The organism is Sphingomonas sp. (genome assembly GCF_041661825.1).
Classification (GTDB): domain Bacteria; phylum Pseudomonadota; class Alphaproteobacteria; order Sphingomonadales; family Sphingomonadaceae; genus Sphingomonas.
In genome coordinates this window covers 27936-47170 of record NZ_JBAZTU010000003.1, presented here as the reverse complement: position 1 = coordinate 47170, position 19235 = coordinate 27936, and the positions used below count along the sequence as shown (strand labels likewise).

Annotated in this window: 16 protein-coding genes; 4 read left to right on the top strand and 12 right to left on the bottom strand. The window is 66.2% G+C overall.

Annotation, left to right across the window (positions count from 1 at the left end; genetic code table 11):
* Positions 1 to 6: 6 nt before the first annotated feature.
* The 4 genes from WC729_RS13130 to WC729_RS13115 are packed head-to-tail and all read right to left on the bottom strand — an operon-like array spanning position 7 to position 5472.
* Positions 7 to 1299, bottom strand: a complete 1293-nt coding sequence (locus WC729_RS13130) for a hypothetical protein (protein ID WP_372853421.1) — start codon at positions 1297 to 1299, stop codon at positions 7 to 9.
* A 7-nt stretch (positions 1300 to 1306) separates the two neighbouring features.
* Entirely contained in the window at positions 1307 to 2161 is an 855-nt protein-coding gene (locus WC729_RS13125; RefSeq protein WP_372853419.1) for a hypothetical protein, read from the bottom strand.
* Positions 2162 to 4999 (bottom strand): type 2 lanthipeptide synthetase LanM, encoded by a 2838-nt coding sequence (lanM, locus tag WC729_RS13120; RefSeq protein WP_372853417.1) that lies wholly within the window; start codon positions 4997 to 4999, stop codon positions 2162 to 2164.
* Complete coding sequence (locus tag WC729_RS13115) at positions 4987 to 5472, bottom strand: hypothetical protein (RefSeq protein WP_372855453.1); 486 nt, start codon at positions 5470 to 5472, stop codon at positions 4987 to 4989. Before WC729_RS13115 ends, lanM begins: the two co-directional genes overlap by 13 nt.
* On the opposite strand from WC729_RS13115, the gene WC729_RS13110 reads away from it, so the two are divergent.
* A complete protein-coding gene (locus WC729_RS13110; RefSeq protein ID WP_372855515.1) occupies positions 5410 to 5559 on the top strand; it encodes a hypothetical protein in 150 nt (49 codons plus the stop codon). The two genes, WC729_RS13115 and WC729_RS13110, sit on opposite strands and share 63 nt — an antisense overlap.
* Positions 5560 to 5743: 184 nt before the next feature.
* Here WC729_RS13110 and WC729_RS13105 read toward each other — a convergent pair whose 3' ends face one another.
* Positions 5744 to 5965: a hypothetical protein gene (locus WC729_RS13105; protein ID WP_372853415.1), complete on the bottom strand. Its 222-nt coding sequence runs from the start codon at positions 5963 to 5965 to the stop codon at positions 5744 to 5746.
* Between WC729_RS13105 and WC729_RS13100 the strand changes: the two genes are divergently transcribed.
* Positions 5939 to 7000 carry a hypothetical protein gene (locus WC729_RS13100; RefSeq protein ID WP_372853413.1) on the top strand — a complete coding sequence of 354 codons (1062 nt, stop codon included), beginning with the start codon at positions 5939 to 5941 and terminating at the stop codon, positions 6998 to 7000. The genes WC729_RS13105 and WC729_RS13100 overlap by 27 nt on opposite strands.
* A gap of 36 nt (positions 7001 to 7036) precedes the next feature.
* Here the strand turns inward: WC729_RS13100 and WC729_RS13095 are convergent, their stop codons facing one another.
* The 4 genes from WC729_RS13095 to WC729_RS13080 are packed head-to-tail and all read right to left on the bottom strand — an operon-like array spanning position 7037 to position 13035.
* On the bottom strand, positions 7037 to 7882 hold the full coding sequence (locus WC729_RS13095; protein ID WP_372853411.1) for a phosphodiesterase: 846 nt from the start codon (positions 7880 to 7882) through the stop codon (positions 7037 to 7039).
* A 17-nt stretch (positions 7883 to 7899) separates the two neighbouring features.
* A complete protein-coding gene (locus tag WC729_RS13090) occupies positions 7900 to 9699 on the bottom strand; it encodes a cytochrome c3 family protein (protein WP_372853409.1) in 1800 nt (599 codons plus the stop codon).
* Positions 9700 to 9706: 7 nt separating this feature from the next.
* On the bottom strand, positions 9707 to 10585 hold the full coding sequence (locus WC729_RS13085) for a hypothetical protein (RefSeq protein WP_372855452.1): 879 nt from the start codon (positions 10583 to 10585) through the stop codon (positions 9707 to 9709).
* Complete coding sequence (locus tag WC729_RS13080) at positions 10582 to 13035, bottom strand: cyclic nucleotide-binding domain-containing protein (RefSeq protein WP_372853407.1); 2454 nt, start codon at positions 13033 to 13035, stop codon at positions 10582 to 10584. Before WC729_RS13080 ends, WC729_RS13085 begins: the two co-directional genes overlap by 4 nt.
* Positions 13036 to 13165: 130 nt before the next feature.
* Here WC729_RS13080 and WC729_RS13075 point away from each other — a divergent pair, with 130 nt between their 5' ends.
* Complete coding sequence (locus WC729_RS13075; protein ID WP_372853405.1) at positions 13166 to 14098, top strand: tetratricopeptide repeat protein; 933 nt, start codon at positions 13166 to 13168, stop codon at positions 14096 to 14098.
* Between the two features lie 361 nt (positions 14099 to 14459).
* On the opposite strand, the gene WC729_RS13070 is transcribed toward WC729_RS13075, so the two are convergent.
* The 3 genes from WC729_RS13070 to WC729_RS13060 form a co-directional block, all read right to left on the bottom strand.
* Entirely contained in the window at positions 14460 to 15212 is a 753-nt protein-coding gene (locus WC729_RS13070) for a hypothetical protein (RefSeq protein ID WP_372853403.1), read from the bottom strand.
* Between the two features lie 67 nt (positions 15213 to 15279).
* Positions 15280 to 15495, bottom strand: a complete 216-nt coding sequence (locus WC729_RS13065; RefSeq protein ID WP_372853401.1) for a hypothetical protein — start codon at positions 15493 to 15495, stop codon at positions 15280 to 15282.
* A gap of 273 nt (positions 15496 to 15768) precedes the next feature.
* Positions 15769 to 16923 carry an HlyD family secretion protein gene (locus tag WC729_RS13060; protein ID WP_372853399.1) on the bottom strand — a complete coding sequence of 385 codons (1155 nt, stop codon included), beginning with the start codon at positions 16921 to 16923 and terminating at the stop codon, positions 15769 to 15771.
* A gap of 145 nt (positions 16924 to 17068) precedes the next feature.
* Here WC729_RS13060 and WC729_RS13055 point away from each other — a divergent pair, with 145 nt between their 5' ends.
* Complete coding sequence (locus tag WC729_RS13055; RefSeq protein ID WP_372853397.1) at positions 17069 to 19228, top strand: peptidase domain-containing ABC transporter; 2160 nt, start codon at positions 17069 to 17071, stop codon at positions 19226 to 19228.
* Positions 19229 to 19235: the final 7 nt, after the last annotated feature.

The window sequence follows — 19235 nt, the reverse complement described above, 5'->3', positions numbered from 1 at the left end:
CGGCCATCAGGCAGTGGCGCGGAAGAAGGCGTGCTTGGATCCCGAGCCTGGCGCGAGCCTGCACCCGAGCGGGCCGGCAACCAGCCACTCGCCAAGCAGCGCCAGGTCATCCGCGACGGTCTGGGCCGTCGGAAAGGGGGAGCCCGGCACCGTGCCGATAAACTCGATCTCGACCTGATCAAGCCGTCCCTCCCGCGCGGTGCAGCGGTCCAGGCTGACCAGATAGGCACGCCCTTCGGGAAGGCCGAAAGGGATCTTGGTCTGCGCCTTTTCGAACATGGCCATGCATGTCCAGCCAAGCTCGCCCGTGAAATGGTCGACCGAGCACAGCGCGCCGTCCGCATCGGTGGTGCGTGACGCGATCGTGTCACGCAGCAAAGCCAATCCGAGCCGGCGTTCGCCCCGCTTGCGCTTGGCCGACAGGCGACCGGAGGCGGTCTCGACCACCGTGCACTCCGCGCCGGCGTCACCGTCATGGCAGACATGGTAGCGGCGCACGCGCTCGATACGTGCGGGCGCCGGCAGCAACACCTCGAAGGTGTCGGCGATCGCTTCAGCCACCGTATCGGCGTCGTCATCCACAAGCCCGCCAGGAACGTCGAACTTGATCTCCATCTCCGGAAAGCCGGCGGATGCCGGGTCGATCCTCTGCCGCAGCTCGTCCTGGAAAAGCAGCGCCAGCGAAGCGTTCGGCCGCACGCGAATGGCGCCTCCCGGATCGAGCGCCTGCCGCACGGTATCGACCGTGGCCCGGGTCGGCGCCTTGATTTCCAGACGCGGGCCGAGTTCGCCGAGAGACGTAACCGTCCCTGCCGCCGCGTCGATACGGAACAGCATGCGCGTGCGATCGACCGTGATCCGCCGTAACTCGGCGGCGGTCCCGAACGGCGGCGCCGCTCCGGCCGAGAAGCTTCGATGCTCGCGCGCCGAAACCCGCACCGAATGGACCCGGTACACCCGGCCGCGCGACGTCAGAAGCGGCGCTCCGCCATCGGGCATCGTGCGGAGCAGAACCGGGCCCAGCTGTTCTACTCTGCCCAAGGGCGATTTTGCCTGAAGCTTGCCCTCCACGCCGGACGAGAGCGCTGCCGCCACGGCGTCGGCCGACACCTCGGGCAAATTCCGGTAGGCGCGCATCCGGATCGCGGTAGCGACGTCCCAGTCGCCATCGACCGGATGCAAAAAGAAGGTCAGTGTGTGCCTGAACGGTCGCGGGATCAGCGGCCATGCCACCAGCCGCGCGGAGACCTCGTCAAGGTCGGCGACGAACAGATCGCCGCGCCATTCCACACGCCTCATGCCGACTTCAGTGCCAGACATGATGCACGGCGGGGTAGATTTTCATTTCCACGGGGTGATCGGGCCGCGCGACCAGCTTGGCGTGATTAAGCGTCCGCACCACCCCGCTTCGCGCGTTCAACAGCTGCCCCGTCCACCGCGCCCAGTCGGGCAGATCGTCGACGACCGGGCCAGCCGCCTCGCCGGGCCAGGAGAGCCAGCGCGCCACATCCGCGTCGCTGCACCAGCCGCGCTGGCGGCATATCCCGAAGAAACGCTCCCAATCCTTCACGTAACATTCCATGCCGACCCGATCGGAGAGCACACCGTGCGTCACATCGACGCTCCCCACACAATGGCTGGTGACATCGGCCACGCTCGCCGCGAGTTGCTCCAGCGGTGCGACACACAGGATTCCCGCGGCGAGCAGGTTGAGACGAAGCAGAGACGGTGACCGCGCCGGCATTGCCGCCACATGCGAAACATGCGGCGCCAGGTCGTGAGGGACCTGCGTTCCCGGTACGACGATCCCCGCGACCGCTCGCACGGCAGCCTCGCGAGCCGGCAGGTCGTTTCGTAGCCCGACAAACACCCCCGGTGCATCCCCATAGGGAGCGTCGAACTCGAGATACACGCTTTGCACGAACCCTGCACAAGCCGCATCCTCGTCGAGGCAGGCGGCAAGGATTCGAGGGTGGAACCGACGCCACTCCCCTTTGCGCGGCGGCACATGGGCGCACAGGCTCATCGTATCCGTCTCGCCGCTCGTTAGCTCTAGAGCGATGTAGGACGAGAAAGGAAGGGTCGCCGCCATGCGCTGAAGTCCAGGCGCGTTGCGGCCAATGGGCAGAAGATCGATCAGAGGCAGGAGCGAATCCGGCACCTAGTCGAGGGCCAGCACACAGGGCAGCGTACCCGGACGGGCGCACCGCAACAGGCTGTAGCCGATACCCGCCGAGCCGCGAAAGAAGCCCGGCTTGACGTCGTCCGCCGATGCGTTCGCCAGCAGTCGGAACCCGCCATTCGCTTCCGCGCGCCGGCTCAGGAAGACACTCGCCGCCACGGCCTCGTCGACGATCGCGGCGCGCGCCTGACGCACGCCCGCTTCCAGCAGCCAGTCGATCCGGCCCATCGTGCCGCAGCATATATAATCGGGTCCCTGGATGCCGAACCGCCGCGTCGCGTCGATTGCCGCGTCGATCTCCCGAGCGCTCCCGGCCTGGTCACCCTGCAAGCGCGACAAGCCGATGCCCGGCGCACCGTGACACCAGGCCGTCGAGAATCCGGGCGCATCGTCGACCCGGACGGCGTCGCGAAGATCGGGCCAATTGCCCTGATCGACGCTGAACAGGTCCTGCTCATAGGCGCGCGCTTCCGCCGCCGCCTCCGCCATCCGCGCGTCGCCGGTGACCTCCGACAGGCGAAGCAGCGCCATGGCAATCCCGGCGGCCCCATGGCCCATGCCGGTAAGCGGCACCGACGCGAAGGTCCGCCACGCGCGCCGGCCATCTGCGCCGGTCCGGTGCCGCAGCAGATGCTCGCCGCACGCCACCGCGCGGTCCAGCAGCGTCGGGTCAGGGCTTATCTTCCAGAGCGCGAGCAGCGCGCACAGCGTACCGGCACTGCCGCTGGCGATGTCGTAGTAGCGGTCTTCCTCGATCCGCTCCGGTGTGATCAGCCGCGCCGCCTCGCCTGCTGCGCTGACCAGGTGCGCGTCACCGAGGATGCTGCCGACCCGCGTGAGCGCATACACGACCGATCCGATGCCGCTCAGGCCGCCGGCGGGCACGCTTCGACCGAGCGCCTCTCGCAAGGTCGCGTCGTCGGACGTCAGTGCACGGCGCAGCGGCTCGACCGTTTCCCGGGCGGCGGCGACATAGCGGTCGTCGCGCAGCACCATACCGGCTGCCGCCAGGAATATGGCGATGCCGGACGTGCCGCCGTACAGGTCGAACCCCACCGGTTCGACCTGGAAGCACGGTGCCGGCGACCTGTCCTGCAGGGCGATCCAGCTTCGCCCGCCATCGACCAGGAAGCTGGCCTGCAACAGCCGGTCTGCGATCGTTCGGGCAGCGCGCAGCAGAACGGCATCGCCCGCTGAACCATCGTTCTCGGGAAAGGGAAGCGGCGGTTCGACGAACGGAACGGGTATGGCGGCCAGTGCGCGGAGCGAGCCCCTGACGATTGCCTTTTGACGACCGAAACACTCATCGTTCCAATGCCGGAGCCGTGCACCGACGTCGTTCCACGGGGAGTCGCGAAAAGGCAGGGACGAGGGCGTCAGCGTCGAGGCCCGACACGCCGCGGTGAACAGCGGAATATCGCGCCGCCGCAGCGCCGCGCGTTCCTCCTCGGCGAGCTTGCGCTCCGCCACGGGATCGCACAGCACCTCCAGCGCCTTGTCGAGCAGATCGAACGCCTTTTCGTGCGCTGCGGGTGATCGCAGGCTCTCGGGCTGGGAAGCTTGCCAGAGCAGTTCGGCATAGAGCTGAGTCGGCCGATAGATGAAGCGCGTCGTCAGCACCGCGAAGGCCTGCAAGGGCAGGTCGTCCCTTGCGTCTTCCAGGGCCCGCCACGTTTCCTCGAACCCCGCCTCGACCTCGGCCTGCCAATCGGCCGCGCTGGTCGCAGCGCCATCCAGCCGGGCCAGGTTCGGCATCGGCCGCGGCGGCAGCTCTCCCCAGATCAACCGCATCGCGTCGGTGTTTGCGTCCAACCACACAGGGCCACGAGCGGCGGTGTCCGCGCCACCGCTCAGACCGCTTATGTCGACCAGCCGGCCCGTATCGGTCAGTTCCCAGCGCGGCAGATAGCCGGACCGCGCCACCGTATCCCAGCCCCGCGGATCGGCGATCTCGTAAAGGCCGGTCGCGGCCAATGGCGGCGTATACCGCGGCTGCAACAACGTCTCCGCGTCGACGAGGACCGGGTATTGGCCATGCGCGACGACATTCTCGCAATGGCAGTCGGTTGCCCCCAGCAGGTACAGCAGCGCGGCGAGCCCGCCGGCACGGCGGTAGAAGTGCCGAACGTCGCGCGCATCCGTGCAGGGGAGCGTCTCGACATATTCCATCCAGCCATAGCCGGCCTCGCTGCGGACCCACGGCACGTACCAATCCAGACGATCTGACTGTCCCGGAGTGCGGTTGCACCAGTCGAGCAAAGCGGAGAAGGCGTGTTCCATCGCCACGCTCCGCGGCTTGTAGATCATCGACTGGCCGCCGGTCATGAAGAGCCGCACGACTTCCCGGCCGCCATTATGCGGATCCGAGCCGGCCATTTGCAGCTCTTCGACGGCCGTCGCGGGGAAATCCTTCCGCACCCGCATTGCCAGCTCCGAACAGAAATACGTCCAGTCCCGGATCAGCCCCGCCATCACCTCCGCGAGAACGGGATAGTCCGAATGGATTTTGCTCCAGCCGTCGCCGAGCAGCCACGCCACGAAGGCGCGGTAGCGGAAATCGGCGGGTCGCAACGTTTCGGCCGAGACGAACAGCGATACCAGACGTGCGCCGGGGGCAGAGAAGTGCTCGAACGCGCGCTGCAAGGTCGGCGCCGAGGCGGCCGACAGCCTGCGCACGAGATGATCGGCCAGCGCATCCGGCGCCGCGGGATGGAATGCCGTGAAATCTACCCCGGCGAGCGCCGCCTCCCGCAACGGCCGCAGCGCGTGGTGAAAAGGAATATCGGCACTCTCCGGGCTTTCGCTCAGAGCGTGCAAAGGCAGGTCTGCGTGTTGAACCCGCACTGCATCGAATAGCCCGAAGCCGTACTGGGCGAGCTGCACGGCGACGGCCCGGGGGTAGGCGTAGGGCCAGGCCCGGGAGGCGACGGCGGTGAAGGCGGTTCCGGCGACGGCGGCGGGGGTGGAGGCGACGGCGGTGATGGCGGCGACGGCGGCGGCGGCGGGGGTGGAGGCGGCGCCGGGGGTTCCGGCGACGGCGGCGGGGGCGGCGGAGGAGGAGGCGATGGCGGCGGCGGCGGGGGAGCGGGTGTCGGCGGGGGTTCGGACGACAATGACACATATTGGATCGGGTCGGCCTGCGGCGCGGTAACGCCGCCCGCGCCGGACTGCTGCTGCTCCAGCGTCGCGATGTGCGCCTGTAGCTGTTCCTTCGTGAAGACGTAGCCGTGGTCGTTGCCCAGCTGGACCGCCGCATCGAGGAACGCGTCGTGCGATTGCGCCCGCGCCAGCGTTTCCTGCAATGCGGGATCCTGGAGCAACACGCGCTGGAACTGCTCGATGGGTGGGAGCGACTGGCTGACCGGTTCGGCGCCTGACGTCTGGCCCTGCCCCGTCAATGCCTGACCGCCCGCGCGTGCGGCCCCGGCTGGATCGTTGGGCGACTTGGCACCCCCCTCGTCTTCAGCCATCGTTCCGCTCTCCGTTTGGTACGTTGGATATCATCCTATCATGCAAGGAAGCAGAGTCGAGATGCCGGGCGAGCCGATACCACCGCCTTGCTCACTGTTTCGCGACACGATGATTCCGCGCCGTATCGGCGAGCTGGATGATGACGGTCTTCGACCCGACACAGCGCTTCCCCTTGCCGGCGCGCGTCTGGTCTTTGCCGACCACGCCCTGTTGCAGAACGACTTCCCAACATTGCGGGACCACGTCCTGGCAGCAGGCGGTTGCCCGCCCGATCAGTGCGACGCCGTGCGCGAAGCCTGGCTGCTCGAGCACGCCGCGCTCATCTCCGTGACGCAAGCGGCACAGGAGATCGCGAACACGCCGATCGCCACCCGCGACGAACCCCGCCGGGTGTGGCGACCCACGCGCTATGGCCGCGCCTTTCTGTCGGATACGGGATGCGGACTGCTCGACCTGAAGGGTACCGGCCGGGAACCGGGTTGTGCGCCCGCGCTTGAAGTGCACAGCAACGGCCTGTTGTTGATGCGCGACGGGTTGCGCGAGATCCTGTTCCAATGGGTGATCGACGCCGTCTTCCGGCATGCGGCGCCCCATTTCTCCACCGTGCCGGTCTACGGGTTCATCGACACGGGCTTCGGCGCGAAATCGCGGTCGGGGGCCGCCGAGCCTGCAGGGATCATGGTGCGGCGCGCCCATCGTCGGGCACAGGGCAATGTCGATCTGCCCGTCAGCGGCTCGCGCGACGAAGCGGTGAAGGTCGAGATCGAGCTGCTTCTGCGCCACTATGGAATCACTTCGGCGAACCGCGGCACGCGCTTCCTGTTCCACGACGAGGAGGAGCTGGTCGCGTCCTTCGCCGGAACGCCCGTGCCGAGCCTTTCGCCCGACGATGCGGCGACGGTGCGCGGCTGGATGCGGGGTTCCCGCCGGCTCGCGGGGGACGGCATGAACATCCAGACCGTGCGCTTACCGGACGACCGGACATCGTTCGAGGCGCAACTGGTCGATTTCGGCCAGTATCAGGTGCGCGGTCATTTCCACGATCCGCTGGTCAGTATGGGATATGGGCGCCTGCTGAACTGGAGCGCGGGATTGTGGCCCGACGACCCCCATTTCGTGCAGCCGGTTTCGGCGCTTGCCCTGTCGGTCGAGCGATGGGGGTTCGGCGCGCACAGCGCGACCGATCTCGAACGAGGCAAGCGCAAGGACGGCGAAGGAGCGACGCTGTTCACGGCGGCGCTCACGCGCGACTTCCGCGATGGGCGGCTTACTGGCGGCGAGGTGCATCGCGCGATGCGCGACTATATCGCGGATACGGTGCGCACCTGGCCCCGCGTTGCGGGGTAGAGCACGGGCGAACCGCGCAACGCCGGACGCTTACGATCAAGCCGAGCGTTCGTCGACCATCTGCCGAACCAACGGCTGCAGGCTCTCGTCGAACGTCGCGAGCACGACATGCTCCTGGACCGCGTCGAAATGGCTGACCAGGCCCTGGTTCCAGCGGTGGAGGGCGTAGCCGGGCGGGTCGGCGTTCACCATCGGGCGCTGGTCGGGCTGGTCGGGATCGATCGGATTGAGATCGAGCGACAGCTCTGCCGCAGTGGCGGGGCAGATCGTTACCGTGATGCCTTTCCATGAGGCGGTGATCGGGCGGTGGAGGTGACCGCACCAGATCGCGCGAATCTGGCGGTGGCCGGCGATCGCGTCGGTGAAGCGCGCGATCCAGGGTTGATCGGGGCCTGGGTCCATCCAGGCGATGCCCACATCGAGCGGCGGATGGTGCATGACGATCACCGTCGGCGTGTCGCGCTGCTCCGCGAGGCGTGCCTTGAGCCAGGCCGAACGCACCTCGCAAAAGCCGCCGCCGTGCCGCCCGGTCTCGAGCGTATCGAGGACGATGATGCGCAGCCCCTCGAGCGCAATGCAATATTGCGCGAAGCCCGAGGGCGTCGGCACCTGCGGGAAGTATCGGGCGAACAGGTCGCGATCGTCGTGGTTGCCGAGGCAGGGATAGACCGGGAACGGGCAGGCCCGGAGTGCTTCGGCGACGCGGGCATAGCTGTCGGCATCGCCCCGGTCGGTGAGATCGCCGGTCGCCAGCATCAGGTCCGGGCGGTTGCGGCCCCCGGTCAGCTCGGCAAGCACCAGATCGAGGCGCTGTCGGTTGGCTTCGCCCGGATTGTCCGGTTCGAAACCGAGATGGATGTCGGTGATCTGCGCGATCAGCATGATCCCCCCCTCTTCTATTATGGCGACCTTGCGGCAGGTACGGCGATCGGCAGCGAACGGATGCGGGCCCTGGTTTTCGACGGCATCCAAGGAGCGCCCGCATCGGCATGATAGCTGTGGCACATGGCGCAGCTCGACGGAACCTTGGCGACAGTGCCCTCCCCGGCATGGCAGGTGCGGCATGTCCTGATGCCGGGCAGAATCAGATCGTCGGCCGAACTGGATTGCTGGGCGGTGTGGCAGCTCTCGCACTTTTCCGTCCGGTGCGCGGCATGATCGAACCAGCCATGCATCATGTAGCGCATCGGCTGGTGCACCGGCAGCACCGTCCAGTCGCCTGCCCCACCCACCCCTGGCGGTGTGATGACATGGCAATCGAAACAGGCGCCGTTCTTCGTGAAGGCCGCCCTGATCGCGGCATCGGCATTGCCGGGTCGAGCACCCGGGCCGAAATAGGCGTGATAGACCTGGCCCGGGGCATAGATTCCGGGGCGGCGGCGATCTGCGGGCCCCGGCGCGCTCGGCGGGTTCGAGCGGTAGGTCGCGCGCAGATCGGCGATCATCTGCGGGACGTCGCCGTGGCGTAGCGTACGCACCGTGCCGCCGATCCGGTCGAAGCCGAGGCTGTGGCACATCTGGCAGCTCTGCTCCATTTGGACGGGCAGGAAACGGACGCCGTCCGCGCTTGGCTTGTGGCAATCGGCACAGACCAGCGCGTCGCCAAAGCCGTTCCGCGCCTTCATCGTCTGCGCCATGCGCGCGACGCCGCCGCGCGTGTCGAGATGGAGCTTGTGCGGGAATTTCAGGCCATTGTGTTCAGTCGGCAGGCGATCGAGCGATACGCGGGCGAGCATCGGCCTGTCGCCGGGCGCGGTCGCGACCAGCGGCTGGAATTGCGGATGGCTGGTGCCGAAATCGCCGGCATTGCCGATCCTGGTATCGGCCAGCCGGGTCTTCAGCGAGCCATGACAGTCAGCGCAGAACGCCTGGGGCGTCGGCGGCATCGGCCCGGCGCCTTCATGTTCGGTATGGCAATCGACACAGGCGCCGGCACCGGGCTTGCCGAAGGTCTGCGCGACCTTGGCCAGCATTCGGCCGGTGAAATCGGGCGCCTCGCGCGCGCCGGCGAGGCGTGCGGGCGGCGCATGATCGTGCACATCCTTGTGACAGGCCTTGCAGCTGTCGTCGCGGACCGAGACGAACGCCTTGACGTGGCAGGCCTCGCACTTGCCCTCCAGCGCATGGTGCGCCTGGCTGAGCGGGCCGCTCGACCAGCTATGGTCGGCCTTGAGCACATAGATGCTGCGCGTGTCGGCGCGGTCGCGGTGGAGGTAGCTCCAGACCGGCCAGGCGAGGAAGCCGAGCAGCACCGCCGCGACGAGCAGCCAGGCGGTCATGCGCTTGCCCGGAAGCACCCCCTTGAGCGAATAGGCGGCCGCCTCCTCGCGTTCTTCCGCGGTGTCGGAGATCGCGCCGACCCGCGCGACGGTGAGGACGATCTGCCCCTCGGCATCGCGCGTCACGGTGATGCGATGGCCGCCGAAGCCGAGCTCGGCGCCCTTGGCGGCGTTGATCTCGCCGCGCTTGACGGTACGGCCGTCGACCTCGAAGCCCAGGGTGCCGAGCGCGACGGCGACGATGCGCCGGTCGTCGCGGCGCTCGATCCGGGCGTGGCGCGGGTCGACGGCGAGATCGGGCAGCGCAATGTCGTTCTCGGCGCCGCGGCCGATCGTCACCGCATCGCTGTCGATCCGGGTCGTGCGCACGATCTCGCGGTGGTCCGCGGTGAAGCTGATCTGGCGGAGGAGGAAGGTCACGCCGCCGTCACCAGTAGAAGAACACGCTGACGATATGCGCGGTGAGCGCGGCGATCAGCGCGAAGGTGAAGGGCACATGCACGTAGAGCCAGATCTCCAACATCGCCTTGAACCGCAGATGCCGCCTGAGCTGCGCCAGCATCGCCAGTTTGCGTTCGAGCAGCGCGTCGACCCGTTCGAGCGGGTCGTCGCCCACATCGGGACGCGGCCCGGTGCGTTCCCGGATGGTGTCGAAGGTGCGTGCTGTCGCGCAGCGCGAATAGCGGCCCGAGAGGCGCGCGATCAGGCCGCCGCCGAACGGGTCCTGCTCGAGTGAATTCCGGACGAGCTCGGCCTGACGCTGGGTGAGCGGCTGGGCGGCATCATGGAGCTGACGGTCGATCGCGCGGAGCGAATCGAGCATCTGCGTCTGAGTCATCTCCTCGCGATTGGTGCTGAGATAGCCCGGGATCGCGGCATAGACGGTGATGCCGTAGATACCGGAGAGGATCACCAGCATCATCAGGGCATAAGCGAGCGTGTGGACGTTCCAGCCGAACTGGAAGCCGGTGTGCAGGGTCGCGATCACGATCAGGCTGAGCCCGAGATAGACATGCGCGCTGGTCCAGGCCTTGAGCGACCATCGGCCGCTCGTCATGGCGCGCTTGCGGATGCCGAGCAGGCTAAGCCACAGGATCAGCAGCGCGCCGATCGTGCCGAGCGTATAGCCATAAGGCGAGCCGCCATTGGGGCGCGGCGTGACGTCGATCAGCGCATAGCCGAGGATCGCGATCAGGCTGACGACAAGCGCGATCTTGAGCCAGCGGAAACGCTTGTGGCGCAGGAATCCCTCGTGCAGCGCGACCTTGCCGGGCCGCGCCGATCCACGGGAGGCGCGGCTGGCTATGACTGAGTCCCCTCTTCGAGCCGCGCGACGTCGAGGAATTCCTCGGGCGCGACGCGGATCGCGGCGCCGGTCGGGCAGGCACGGACACAGGCCGGGCCACCGTCGATGCCCGAACACATATCGCACTTGATGGCTTTCTTGGGCTTTTCGACACCGGGTTTGGCGTTTTTGTAGCGCCATTTCTTCGTCGGTTCGCCCGGGCCGGGGCCGACACCGAGGAACATCCAGCTGAGCAGGCCCGGTTTCTTCGGCGGGACGCTGTCCATGCGGATCACGCCGTACGGGCAATTGCGCTGGCAATTGCCGCAGCCGATGCAGGTATCGTCGATCACCACCTCGCCGTCGGGCCCGCGGTGGATCGCATTGGGCGGGCAATCGGCCATGCAATGCGGGTGCTCGCAATGCCGGCAGCTGGTCGGGACGTGGAGATGGGCATAGGTGCGCCCGGCCTCGCGATCGAGCCGCGACAGGCCTTCATGGCTGTCGGCACAGGCCTTTTCGCAATTGTCGCAGCCGACGCAGAGAGTCTCGTCGATCAGCAAGACGTCGGTCGCTTCGCCGATGCCGTTCTCGACCAGGAAGGTCGCGGTCTGCGAATACATGTCGACCACGCCGGAGAAGCTGTCCTTCCGGCTCTCGACGAACGCATTGATGTTCTGGCGCTGCGCCATGTCCGCGCGCGCCTTTTCCAGGAGGCGCGGTTTCGCCTCCATCAGGCGGCGGAAAGCGGCACCGGGGAGCTTGATGACCTCGGACTTGATCGCTGCCTTGACCGTGGCAGTGCGCTTGCCGCCGCCGATCAACGCCATTTCGCCGACATAGGAGCCAGCGGGGAGATAGGAGAGGAAGACGGGTTTGCCGCCGACATTCTTCTCGACGATCATGCTGCCGACGCGAATGACGAAGATGTCCTCGCCCGCCTCGCCTTCCGTGATGATCGGCTGGCCGGCGCGGACCGTCTGGATCTCGGATGCGTCCAGCAGTTCGGCGATATCCGCGGACGTGAGGCCCGAGCCGAAGAGCTGGAGCAATTGGCGCTCGACCGAGATGCGGGTGACCGCGCGCTTGGCGGCGGGGACGGAGGCCATCAGTTTCAGCGCGGCAGTGCGCGAGACCTCGACGGCAATCATGTCCGTGCCGGCACGGACCGTCGCGCCGCGGCGGCGGCCGGAGATCAGGCCGACTTCGCCGAAGATCGAGCCCTGTTCCACCGCCACGGTGATCGAGGGATTGTCCTTGTCGACCTGGACCAGAGCCGTTCCCTGCGCGATCGCGAACAGCGAGGATCCGGGATCGGCGCGTTCGAAGATCACCTCGCCCGTCTTGTAGGAACGCACCTCGGAATCGAGCATGAATTCGCGCATCTGCAGCGGCGAGAGCTCGTTCAGGATCATAACGTTGGCGCGGAGCATCTCGAGCCATTCGTCGACCGAGCGCTTCGCCTTGAAGCGGGCGAATTTGGCCGCAAGGATCGGCTCGTCGGCGGGCTTCAGGCTGGTGTTGCCGTTGATGAACTCGACGACGTCATAGCCCTGGTTCATGCAATGCTTGATCAGCGGATAGCCGGCGAGCGCGCCGATGACGAAGATGCCGGGCTTGGTCGATTCGAACACGGGCGAGAGCTTGGGGAAGGCCTCGCGGTCGGCGCTGCTGAACTCGATGCCGCAGCTTTCGACAAAGGCGCGCGGGGCCGCCGAGCCCATGCGGGCGATGATCCGGTCGCAGCGGATCGTCTCCTGACCGTCGCGGGTTTCGAGCACCAGCTCGCCGGGGCGGACCTCCGCGGGCGTGGTTTCCAGCCGGATCGAGATGCGCCCGGCATCCGCCGCCTCGTTGAGTAGTTTGACGTTGGCGCCCTTTGACCGGGCGAAATCGGCGGAGCGGTTGAGGATGGTGACGACATTGCCCTGCGCCATGTCGGCAGCGAGGCCGAGCGCATTCTCGATGCCGGCGTCGCCCGAGCCGATCACGGTGATATGCTCGTCGACATATTCGCCGGGGTCATCGAGCTGATACTGGACGTGCGCCAGGGTCGATCCGGTGCAGCGCATCAGGTTCGGATTGCCCTGCGTGCCGATCGCCAGCACGATCGTCTCAGCGGTGACGGTCGAGCCGTCGGTCAGCGCGATGCGGAAATCGCCGCGCTCTCCCTCGATCGCCTTCACGTCGCTGCGGTAGCGGACGTTGATGCCGTGGCTCGCGGCGAGCTTGTCCCAGGTGCCGAGGATGACCTCGCGCTTGCCCGCGTCGAATTGCATGTCGGAGCGGAGCACCAGCTGGCTGGGCGTCGCCATGACGTGCTTGCCCTTCTGGTATTTGAAGATCGTGTCCGACAGATGGTCGGTCTTTTCCAGCAGGACATGGCTGAGCTTGAGCTGCGCGGCACGCGCGGCTGCGCTCAGCCCCGCGGGGCCCGAGCCGATGATCGCGATGCGGACCCGGTCCGTCACGCCCTGTCCCCTATACCCCGCGCCGCGGACGATGCGCCCCCGTTCAGGATTGCATTTGCCGCCGGCGCGTACACACTAGCATCGTGGACGTGGGGCGCCAGCCTCAACGAGGTAAAGCCAAAGGACAAAGATGGAACCGGCCAAGCAAAAGTCGAGGACCGGACTGATCCTGTTGGTATTCGCGGGGCTGATTCTCGTCGCGGCCGTGTCATGGGCAGCATTCCGGGGCGCCGATTCCGAGAAAAACACTGCGTCTCCCGCAGCTTCGCCCCTGCCCGGCCAGCCAGCCAATCTGGCGACGATCGAGGAACGCACCCGGGCCGAACCCGGTAATCCCGACGCATGGCTCGCGCTCGGCCAGGCGCAGTTCGATGCCGGCCGCTTTGCCGAGGCGGCGCGCGCGTACGAGCGTGGGACAGCGTTCGCCGGCGGGCGTGCCGACATCTGGTCGGCGCTCGGGGAAGCGCGCGTGATGGCCAGCGCCGACAGCCCGATGCCGGCCGCCGCGCTGGCAGATTTCCGCAAGGCGGCGGCGATCGACCCGAAGGATCCGCGGGCGCGCTATTTCCTGGCCGTGGCGCGTGATCTGGCCGGCGATCACCGCGGCGCGATCGGCGACTGGTTCGCGCTGCTGCAGGATACGCCGCCGGGCGCACCCTGGGAGCAGGACCTGCGCCGGACGATCGAGCAGGTGGGCAAGATCAACACGATCGAGGTGGCCGAACGGCTGGCCGCGGTGAAGCAGCCGGCGCCGCATCCGCTGGTGCCGGGCGGCTCGACCGCCACGGCGCCGATCCCCGGGCCGAACGCCGAGCAGATGCGTACCGCCGCCGCCCTGCCCCCGCACGAGCAGGATGCGATGGTGCAGAACATGGTCGCGGGGCTGGAGGCGAAGCTCCAGGCCAATCCGGGCAATGTCGATGGCTGGATCATGCTGATGCGCAGCCGGATGACCCTGGGCGAATCGGCCAGGGCGAGCGCGGCACTGAAGGCGGCGGTGGCGGCCAACCCGGGCGACACGGCGCGGTTGCGGGCCGAAGCTGCGGCACTCGGGGTGCGCTGAAGTATTCATGGTCGGAATCCCGGAAAATCGACCAGTAAAAATCGGAATGTGAGACTCGATCAACGTATCTCTCTCGGGGAGCGTTATTTGCGCGTATCGCCGATTTAGAGAAGCCGTGTTGGAAGCGCACGAAGAGTGTGGCGAACAGAATCGCCCGACCGACTGAACGAAACCTTGCATAATGTGAGAGTCGCTTAAGTACTGCTTGAAACTATTGAAGCTCAATTGCGACTGGAAAAACTGTATTGCCACGCCTGTTGCTCCCTGGAGGGCCGGGGCGAACATGCTATGTCGGGTCGGCGGCAGGTTGAATCAGGCGCCCAGCCAATCCGGCGGCGAAGGAACTGGACGTCCCGGGCGCCTAGCCGACGGCCTTTCCACCGAGGATACCGAGCGACAGCCTTGCCGTTTCCGCAAGGAACCAGTCGAACTGCCCGAAAAATTCTTCCCAATTGCCGGAGGCGGCCAGTGACTGCAGCGCCTCGATATAGCGATCGTTGTGCGCCATCAGCACCGGTCCGAGGGGCAGCGGGGTGAAGCTGCCGAGATATTTGGACAGGGTCAGCAGCGCCAGCCCCCGCCCGAGCCGGGCGTTGCCGTCCAGATAGGGGTGGCTCAGAATGGATTCGGCAAAGACATATCCCGCCTTCCGGACGGGGCCGGCCAGCGTCGGGACTGCCGCGGCGATGCGCTTCAGATATTGGGCGGCATCGTCGCAGTCGGGAAACTGGGCGAAGTTCCCCTGCTCGTCCTTGCCGCTGCGCGCGTCCTGATCGCGTACCCGGGCCAGCAGGCCCGAGACGCTGGACACATATTGATCGACCATCGCGTGCCCCGCGGATTCCGGATCGAGATCCTCCTTCCAGGAAAAGAGGATCGGCTCGACCGCCGGCCGCAGGAAGAATTTGCGAAGCGACTGTGGTCGCCGCTGCGGCGCGGGTGACGCCACATGTTCGTAATGATAGGCCAGCCTGAGCTCCAGGCCGAAGATGCGGTCGATGCCGCCACCGGCCACCTGATCGGCGAAACTGGCGAGCAGTTGCTCGCTGACGAACGGGCTGCCCGCGCCGGACGCCGACGGGGCGTCGGGACATCTCAGATGCCAGACGGTCATGGCAGGATCGTCAATTGTCGGGGTCTTCTTGCTCGGGTGCCTCGGGGATATCGGCGCTAGCTATCGTTCAACCGCTATAGTGGTTGCGGACATATTCCTGCCAACGCTCGGATTCCGGATCGCCCCACCATGGCGGCGGCACTGGCTGTTCAGAGCTCGACCCGCGGCTGCCGGTGACTTCCATCGACCAGAGGAACGTCGCGACTTGCTGATCGTGGACCCACTGGCTGAAATCATCGCCTCCGGACACCAGTCCGATTTCGTCATGGCTCAATGGCCTCATAACCGTCTCCTGATTTTGATAAGAAATTGCAGAGATTATTCAGCACCGATTTCCCGAAGCAAGTTAAGGCTAGTCTGCCAAAAAATCGATGTAAAGCGCGATCTTATCGACAAAACATCCATATTCGTTGCATAGGAACGTTCCACTACCGAAACCTTCCGTCGTCCAACAAAATGCAACGAATGTGGATATATCTTTCCGATTATGACTTGAAAACGTCATATATGCACTACGCACAAGCTGTGCCGGGGCAACTCAGCTCTTGCACGTGCTTCAGTCCTGCAACGCCTTGCGAGCGGCGTAGATCGGGTCGAACAGCCATTGCAGCAGCGTCCTCTTTTCGGTGACGATGTCGGCCTTCAACGTCATGCCGGGCTCGAGAACCCGGCGCTTGCCATAAGCGAGCAGATTCTGGTCCCTGAGCTTCACCCGGACCCGGTAGGCGGGCCCGGTAAAGGCGATGGGCGCCTGATATTCGTTCGGCGTCACGGTCGTTCGGCCGACCTCCGTGATCTGGCCGCGCAGCACGCCATATTGCTGGAAAGGAAAGGCATCGACCGACACCCTGACGTTCAGGCCCGAGCGCATCAGGCCCGATGCGCTGCTCGGCACGAGCAGTTCGGCTTCGAGGTCCCCCGGCGGCGCGATCGAGACCAGAGGCAGTCCGGGCTGGACCGTCTGGCCCGGACGGGCATTGACGCCGACCACCGTGCCGGCGGCGGCGGCACGCGTGGTGCCGTTCGACCGATAGTCCAGGTTCGCGAGATTGACCGCGAGGACGGAGCGGCCGGCGCGCAGTCGGGATATGTCGGCGTCGGTCCTTCTGTCCCCGGCCGCAGCGTCGGCACGCAGTTCCTCGATGCGCGATCGCTGCTCGCTGATCTGCCGGTCGATCCCCTGGACATTCCCGAGCAGAGTCAGCACCGCCATGCGACGCCGATTATGATCGAACTTCGAAATCAGCCCCTTTTCGACGAGGGGCATCGTATCATTGTCTTCCTTCCGGGCCACCGCGAGTTGATCTTCCATCAGGCGCCGCTGCTCCTGCAGCGTCACGATTCCGGCTTCGAGTGCCCTGGCCTGCTCCAGGCTCTTGCCGCTGGTCAGGCGGCGCTGCTCGTCCGACGACGCGACCTGGGCGTCCAGTTCGCTTGCCTGCCTGGCGATCTGGCTGCGCTCCAGATCCGCCATGGCGCCCGATTCGGCATAGGTGTCGGTCGAGAGCGTCGCCAGAATCTGGCCCCTGACGACCCGCTGGCCCAGGCGGACATGAATGGCCTGCACGACCGCGCCCGGCGGCGCGTAGGATTCGACCATCCCCAGCCCGGGCGCCAGCCAGCCCGAGACTTCCTGCTTGCGCGAGAATTTCGCCGTCAGGAGGAACAGGATCGCCGCAAGCGCCACCACCGACGCGAGGACGGTGAGCACCGCAAAACTGAGTGGCTGAAATATGACAACTTCGCCGTGCAATTGACGGCGTTTATGATCAATCGCTTCTTGCCTAAACAACCCCACATTGCAATCCTGGGTTCTCGCAAGCACCGCTGCCGGCGCGAGGTAGTTGTAACCTGAAATGATCCTTTCCCCTACCGACGGCATCGCGACAAGTCCTGCCTCGTCGATTCAAACCATTTTACAGGACGAAGCGGCCGATTGCGGCCTTGCGTGCCTGGCGATGATCAGCACCGCCTTCGGGAAGGAGATGACGCTCGCCGATCTCCGGCGCCGTTTCTCGGTCTCGGCGCGAGGAATGAACCTGCGCGCCATGCTGCGCATCGCCGATGCCCTCGATATCATCGCGCGACCGGTGCGCCTCGAGATCGACGATCTGGGCGACTTGAAGATGCCCGCGGTGCTGCACTGGGAGCTCAACCATTTCGTCGTTGTCGAACGCCGCAAGCGCGATCGGGTGCTGATCCACGATCCGGCACGCGGGCGGCGATGGGTCGAACGGCCGGAATTGAGCCGGAGCTTCACCGGCGTGGCGGTCGAGTTCACCCCCGCTCCGTCGTTCGTCGCGCGCAGCGCCGCGACCGGGATGCGCTTCTACGACCTGTTCGAGCGGATCAGGGGCCTGAAGACGTCGATGGTGCAGATGTTCGCCCTGGCGGCCGTCATGCAGATTTTCGCGCTGCTGTCGCCGATGCTGACTCAGTTCATCGTGGATGAAGCGATCACCAAGGGAGATATCGACCTGCTGACGGTGCTGGTGATGGGAATGCTGATCCTGTTGCTGATCACCACCGCCGTCAAAGCGCTCCAGTCGCTGGTCGGCACTTACATGACGACGCAGATGTCGTTCCAGCTGCGCACCAACCTGTTGCGCCATACCTTGCGGCTGCCGATATCCTGGTTCGAAAAGCGCCATATCGGCGACGTCCTGTCCAGGTTTTCGTCGTTGCAGCCGATCCAGGACACGATCCTGAATACGGTGCCCAACGCCATCCTCAACCTGATCATCTTCTGTCTCGCGATCGCGATGATGGCGATCTACTCCCCGCTGCTGCTGGCGGTTCAGGTCGTCGGCGCGGCGGCGCTGCTGATCACGCGGACCGCGACCTTCCCCTATTTCAGGCGCCTCACCCAGGAGAGCCTGCACCGTGACGCGAAGGTGCAGACCACTTTCCTGGAAACGATCCGCGGCGCCCGGGCTTTCAAGCTGTTCGGCCATGAGCATGAGCGTGTCGTCTATTGGCAGAACGACCAGGCGCGGCTGGTGAATATCCAGGTCAAGCTCCTGCGCTTCGGCATCGCCGGCAGTTCGGGGGTAGCGATCCTCAGCGGCCTGCAGCAGATCGCGACCTGGTATTTCGGGGCCAGGCTGGTGATCGGCGGCACCCTGACCGTGGGCATGCTGTTCGCGTTCCAGGCTTATGCGTCCCAATTCTCCAATGCCGCGACGACGCTCATCACCCAGTTCTTCTCGTACCGCACCGCGCGCCTGCATCTGGACCGTCTGGCGGACGTCGCGCAAAGCGAGGAGGAGCGCGGCCTGGACATTCCGGTAGACCTCGACCGGTCGATCAGCGGCCGGATCGGCTTCAGCCATGTCTCGTTCCGCTATGCCGATCATGAGCCCTGGGTGCTGAAAGACGCCGACCTCGCGATCGAGCCCGGGGAGTTCGTCTGCATCCGGGGGCCTTCGGGCGGCGGCAAGACCACCTTGCTGAAGCTGATCCTGGGATTCGAGGATCCCCAACGGGGCGAGATATCGATCGACGGCACCGAACTGAGGCGATTCGGCATCCGGACACTGCGCCACCGCGTCGGCGTCGTCCTGCAGGACGATCAGTTGTTCGGCGGTACGATCGCCGACAATATTTCGTTTTTCGACCCCGACGCCGCCGATACCGACATCGAGGAGGCGTGCCAGGCCGCGCGAATCCATGACGAGATCGCCGCGCTGCCCATGGGGTACCGGACGCTGGCGGGGGATCTCGGGTCGACCCTTTCAGGCGGGCAACGCCAGCGCCTGCTGCTTGCCCGGGCATTGTACCGCAAACCAGCCATCCTGATCCTGGATGAGGGCACGGCGAATCTCGACGCCGAAAATGAGCGTTCCGTCATGGCGACGGTGGCGGACATGGCCATCACCCGAATCGTGGTCGCTCACCGTCAGGGCGCCATGAACGGGGCGAACCGCTTCCTCGACGTACGGGAGGGGTCGATCCGCGACGTAACCGATGCAAGCGAATCGGGAGCGGGCTCATCGGAACCCGTGGACGCTGCCTGAGCGATCC